The organism is Pseudomonas sp. REP124, from assembly GCF_020164475.1.
Taxonomy (GTDB): Bacteria; Pseudomonadota; Gammaproteobacteria; order Pseudomonadales; family Pseudomonadaceae; genus Aquipseudomonas.
This window is the reverse complement of record NZ_JAIQWX010000249.1, coordinates 1-4,830: the sequence shown is the minus strand read 5'-3', so window position 1 is coordinate 4,830 and position 4,830 is coordinate 1. Positions and strand designations below refer to the sequence as shown.

At 59.8% G+C, this 4,830-nt stretch carries 5 protein-coding genes; 3 read left to right on the top strand and 2 right to left on the bottom strand.

Annotated elements, in window-relative coordinates:
• Nucleotides 1–30: 30 nt before the first annotated feature.
• Nucleotides 31–426 carry a peptide-methionine (R)-S-oxide reductase MsrB gene (gene msrB, locus K9857_RS29665; protein ID WP_224542028.1) on the bottom strand — a complete coding sequence of 132 codons (396 nt, stop codon included), beginning with the start codon at nt 424–426 and terminating at the stop codon, nt 31–33.
• A gap of 227 nt (nt 427–653) precedes the next feature.
• On the opposite strand from msrB, the gene K9857_RS29660 reads away from it, so the two are divergent.
• Both K9857_RS29660 and htpX read left to right on the top strand, forming a co-directional pair.
• Nucleotides 654–1,865 (top strand): pyridoxal phosphate-dependent aminotransferase, encoded by a 1,212-nt coding sequence (locus K9857_RS29660; RefSeq protein WP_175376992.1) that lies wholly within the window; start codon nt 654–656, stop codon nt 1,863–1,865.
• 307 nt (nt 1,866–2,172) lie between these two features.
• Complete coding sequence (htpX, locus tag K9857_RS29655) at nt 2,173–3,063, top strand: protease HtpX (protein ID WP_095061105.1); 891 nt, start codon at nt 2,173–2,175, stop codon at nt 3,061–3,063.
• A 189-nt stretch (nt 3,064–3,252) separates the two neighbouring features.
• Here htpX and K9857_RS29650 read toward each other — a convergent pair whose 3' ends face one another.
• Entirely contained in the window at nt 3,253–3,909 is a 657-nt protein-coding gene (locus tag K9857_RS29650; RefSeq protein ID WP_224542030.1) for a thiopurine S-methyltransferase, read from the bottom strand.
• Nucleotides 3,910–4,011: 102 nt separating this feature from the next.
• On the opposite strand from K9857_RS29650, the gene K9857_RS29645 reads away from it, so the two are divergent.
• Nucleotides 4,012–4,779 (top strand): DODA-type extradiol aromatic ring-opening family dioxygenase, encoded by a 768-nt coding sequence (locus tag K9857_RS29645; protein ID WP_224542025.1) that lies wholly within the window; start codon nt 4,012–4,014, stop codon nt 4,777–4,779.
• The last annotated feature ends 51 nt before the right edge of the window (nt 4,780–4,830 follow it).

Sequence of the window (4,830 nt, the reverse complement as noted above, 5' to 3'; positions counted from 1 at the left end):
CCGGCAAGCCGTGCTCCTACAGGGCGGGGTTTATGCGCGAGGTACCAGGTCCAGGCACACCGAGTTGATGCAATACCGCAGGCCGGTCGGCGGCGGGCCATCGGGGAACACATGGCCCAGGTGCGCGTCACATTTGCTGCAGACCACTTCGGTGCGGATCATGCCGTGGCTGACATCACGGATTTCGGTCATGGCGCTGTCGCCGATCGGCGCATAGAAACTCGGCCAGCCGCAGCCGGAATCGAACTTGGTCTTCGAATCGAACAACGGCTCGTTGCAGCAGATGCAGTGGTAGATCCCGTCGACCTTGCTGTCGTTGTATTTGCCGGAGAACGGCCGCTCGGTGCCCTTGAGGCGGCACACGTTGTACTGCTCCGGGTCGAGCATGGCTTTCCATTCTTCCAGGGTTTTTTCCAACTTTTCCATCGTCACACCTCGGTAGCTGAAAAAGCCCGATCTGTACCTTTTCCACGGATCGGGCGGCACGTATGATTGCGCCTCGTCAAAACGCCAGTCTGGCAGCCGGACCACGCGCATTCAAACGGATTTACGGGTGCAGCCTCACAAGGCGTCAGGCCTGTGAGATTACGCAGGATTCCCAGTACGGTTGTTCACTCGCCGCCTGGATCGTTCATTTTCAGGAACACATCGCCATGCAGGTCAGCAAATCGAACAAGCTCGCCAACGTCTGCTACGACATTCGCGGCCCGGTGCTCAAGCACGCCAAACGCCTGGAAGAGGAAGGCCATCGCATCCTCAAGCTGAACATCGGTAACCCGGCGCCGTTTGGTTTCGAAGCGCCGGACGAAATCCTCCAGGACGTGATCCGCAACCTGCCGACCGCCCAGGGCTACAGCGATTCCAAGGGCCTGTTCAGTGCGCGCAAGGCCGTGATGCAGTACTACCAGCAAAAGCAGGTCGAAGGCGTCGGCATTGAAGACATCTACCTGGGCAACGGCGTTTCCGAGCTGATCGTGATGTCGATGCAGGCCCTGCTCAACAACGGCGACGAAGTGCTGGTGCCGGCCCCTGACTATCCGCTGTGGACCGCGGCCGTGAGCCTGTCGGGCGGCAATCCGGTGCACTACCTGTGCGACGAGCAGGCCAACTGGTGGCCGGACCTGGAAGACATCAAGGCCAAGATCACCCCGAACACCAAGGCCCTGGTGATCATCAACCCGAACAACCCGACGGGTGCGGTGTACTCCAAGGAAGTGCTGCTGGGCATGCTGGAACTGGCCCGCCAGCACAACCTGGTGGTGTTCTCCGACGAGATCTACGACAAGATCCTGTACGACGATGCCGTGCACATCTGCACCGCGTCCCTGGCGCCGGACCTGCTGTGCCTGACCTTCAACGGTCTGTCCAAATCCTATCGCGTCGCCGGTTTCCGCTCCGGCTGGATCGCCATCTCCGGGCCGAAACACCACGCCCAGAGCTACATCGAAGGCATCGACATGCTGGCCAACATGCGCCTGTGCGCCAACGTGCCGAGCCAGCACGCGATCCAGACCGCGCTGGGTGGCTATCAGAGCATCAATGATCTGGTGCTGCCGCCAGGACGTCTGCTCGAGCAGCGCAACCGCACCTGGGAGCTGCTCAACGACATTCCCGGCGTCAGCTGCGTCAAGCCGATGGGCGCGCTGTACGCGTTCCCGCGCATCGATCCGAAGGTCTGCCCGATCCACAACGACGAGAAGTTCGTCCTCGACCTGCTGCTCTCCGAAAAGCTGCTGATCGTGCAAGGAACGGCGTTCAACTGGCCGTGGCCGGATCACTTCCGCGTCGTGACCCTGCCTCGCGTCGATGACCTGGAAATGGCCATCGGCCGAATCGGCAACTTCCTCAAGTCCTACCGCCAGTAAGCGAGCTGTCACCGTGCGATGTCCACGCGCCATCGCACGGTGATTCATTCAGCAACATATGCTTGCGTCAGGCTTCCCTCCCCCTCGACAAACAACCCACTGCCTGCTTGCGTCCAACAACTACAGGGCCTGGGACCTGCATCGCCTCGAAAACCCTTCTCGCCTTGGCCTCGGAAATATCCTGCAAGCAGCTAAGCTATTGCCGTAGGACACAGTTTGAAATAGTCACCCGGTTGAATACCCCGGTGCATCACCTTATATACCCCGCATCACGCTACATCTTTAGCAAAAGGAGATTTCTACAACCATGATGCGCATCCTGCTGTTCTTGGCCACTAACCTGGCGGTCGTGCTGATTGCCAGCATCACCCTGAGCCTTTTCGGCTTTAACGGGTTCATGGCGGCCAATGGGGTTGATCTCAACCTCAATCAGCTGCTGATTTTCTGTGCGGTCTTTGGTTTCGCCGGTTCCCTGTTCTCGCTGTTCATCTCCAAGTGGATGGCGAAGATGAGCACCAGCACCCAGATCATCACCCAGCCACGTACCCGTCACGAGCAGTGGCTGCTGCAAACCGTCGAGCAACTGTCCCGGGAAGCCGGGATCAAGATGCCGGAAGTCGGGATTTTCCCGGCCTACGAGGCGAACGCCTTCGCCACCGGCTGGAACAAGAACGATGCACTGGTTGCCGTCAGCCAGGGCTTGCTCGAACGTTTCTCGCCGGATGAAGTGAAAGCCGTTCTGGCCCACGAGATCGGTCACGTGGCCAATGGCGACATGGTGACCCTGGCGCTGATCCAGGGTGTGGTGAACACCTTCGTGATGTTCTTTGCGCGGATCATCGGCAACTTCGTCGACAAGGTGATCTTCAAGAACGAAGAAGGCCAGGGCATTGCCTACTACGTGGCGACCATCTTCGCCGAACTGGTCCTGGGTATCCTGGCCAGCTCCATCGTCATGTGGTTCTCGCGCAAACGGGAATTCCGTGCCGACGAAGCCGGAGCCAACCTGGCCGGCACCGCCGCAATGATTGGTGCCTTGCAGCGCCTGCGTGCGGAACAGGGCCTGCCGGTGCACATGCCCGACACCCTGAACGCCTTCGGCATCAACGGTGGCATCAAACAAGGGTTCGCGCGCATGTTCATGAGCCACCCGCCGCTGGAAGAGCGTATCGATGCACTGGCTCGCCGCCGGGGCTAAGAAGCTCTGAAACAAACAAGAAGGCCCGCAGCGATGCGGGCCTTTTTTTATGTCTGCTGCTGGGAGGGCGATCCCTCCTGAGCCTTCGCGAGCAAGCCCGCTCCCACCCTTGACCCGGTTCCTACAGAAGTAACGCGGTCGACTGTGGGAGCGGGCTTGCTCGCGAAGAGGCCAGAACAGTCACTCCAACTACCGACTGGAAACCCGATAAACCCGCTCCTCAAGCCGCGTTACACCGGCCTCCAGAAACTTCCCGCTCTCGCTCAGCACATCCTGATCCTCCAGGATCTTCAACGCCCACGAAACCCCGAACAAACGCTGCACTTCCTCATCGAGCACAGCAAATGGTGGCCCGGACATCTGTTCCTGATCGTAATCCAGCGTGATCAACAGCCCGAGAGACTCCCTGGGCAATATCCGCTTCAGATGCTCCGCATAGCGCTCGCGCATCGCTGGCGGCAGAGCAATCAGCGCGGCACGGTCATAAAGCGCGGAGCAATCAGCCACATCCCCAGCTGTCAGCGCGAAGAAATCGCCGCACCACAGCTCGATCGAACCCGCCCGATAGACCTTGAACGGCCCCTGCTCACTGACGGCAGGATCGAAGCCGTGTTCGGCGAAGAAATCCTCCACGGCTTTCTCCGACAACTCGACCCCAAGGACTTCATGCCCTTGGTGCGCCAGCCACAGCAGATCCAGGCTCTTGCCACACAGCGGCACCAGCACCCGCGCACCGTCTTCAAGATCCAACTGTTGCCAGAACCGCCGCAGATAGGGGTTCACCTGCGGCAGGTGAAAGCCGATCTGATTCGACGCCCATTTCTTGTGCCAAAATTCCGGCTGCATAAATAACCCCGAAAATTCGATCAAAACACCCTAAAACTTATATTAGATTTAGATCAATGATCTGATTGAAGATGGAGCATCTTAACTCTCAGGAGCTCATTCATGTTCCCCAGCCTGTACATATCCCATGGCTCCCCGATGCTGGCCCTGGAACCCGGCGCCAGTGGCCCGGCACTCGAGCGCCTTGCGGCGCAGATGCCCAGGCCCAAAGCCATCGTGATTGTTTCCGCACACTGGGAAAGCCATGAACTGCTGGTCAGCGCCAATCCACAGCCGGAAACCTGGCACGACTTCGGTGGCTTTCCGAGGGCGCTGTTCGAAGTGCAATACCCTGCCCCCGGCCTGCCGCAATTGGCAGCAGAGGTTGTCGAGCTGCTGAAGGCCGCGGATCTTCCCGCGCGGGTCGACACTCAACGGCCTTTCGACCATGGCGTCTGGGTGCCGCTGAAATTGATGTATCCGCAAGCGGATATTCCGATCGTTCAGGTGTCCCTGCCCACTCGCGGCGGCCCAGCCCTGCAAAGCCGCGTCGGCAAAGCCCTGGCCAGCCTGCGCGGGCAGGACGTTCTGTTGATCGGTTCCGGGAGCATTACCCACAACCTGCGGGAACTGGATTGGCACGCGGGGCCTGAAAGCGTCGAGCCCTGGGCTCAGGTGTTCCGCGACTGGATGATCGAGAAGCTGGCGGCCAACGATGAAGCGGCCCTGCACGATTACCGTCAGCAGGCGCCGAACGCCGTACGTAACCATCCCAGTGATGAGCACTTGCTGCCGCTGTACTTTGCCCGCAGCGCGGGGGGTGATTTCAGCATTGCCCACCAGGGATTCACCATGGGGGCGTTGGGCATGGACATTTATCGGTTTGGTTGACCGTTGAACCGAGTCGCGCCCTTCGCGAGCAAGCCCGCTCCCACATTGGAA